General features: G+C 73.9%; 1 protein-coding gene. It reads right to left on the reverse strand.

All coding sequences use genetic code 11. The features are described 5' to 3' along the window. On the reverse strand, positions 1-567 hold a 567-nt coding region (locus tag ACFWJO_RS39195), incomplete at both ends, for an AMP-binding protein (RefSeq protein WP_386873008.1).

Below are 567 nucleotides of genomic sequence, written 5' to 3' on the forward strand. Positions count from 1 at the left end.
GGGGGGGGGGGGGCGGGAAAAGAAGGGGGTCCCCTCGCGGCGGGGGTCCTCCGGGGGTGGGGGGGGGAACGGGGGGGAAAAAGGGGGGCGCGGGGCGCGAAGAGGGGCCAAAGCCCCGGGGCCGTCCCCGAACTCGGCCTCGTCCACGGCCGTGGACCACTCGATGGCGGTGCGCTTGGCGGCCGCGTAGATCCGCCCGGTGCCGCCCTTCTGGGCCTTGGCCTCGATGCCGGCCTCGACCTTCTCGAACACGCGCGGCACGGCCAGCAGCCACGTGGGGTGGAAGGAGGCGAGGTCGTCGAGCAGCGTGGCCGGGGAGCCGGAGTGGGCCACCTGGATGCGGGCGTACAGGCAGATGACCTGGACGGCGTGGGCGAGCACGTGGGCCAGCGGGAGGAAGAGCAGGGTGCGCGACGTCGTCGTCTCCGGGGACCACTGGACCACCTCGCGCGCGAAGTGCAGCACGTTGATGGCCGCGCCCACGAAGTTGCCGTGCGTGATCACGGCGCCCTTCGGGCGGCCGGTGGTGCCGGAGGTGTAGACGATCGAGGCGGGGCTGGCGAGGGT

It is taken from the genome of Streptomyces sp. NPDC127092, assembly GCF_042722475.1.
Taxonomy (GTDB): Bacteria; Actinomycetota; Actinomycetes; order Streptomycetales; family Streptomycetaceae; genus Streptomyces.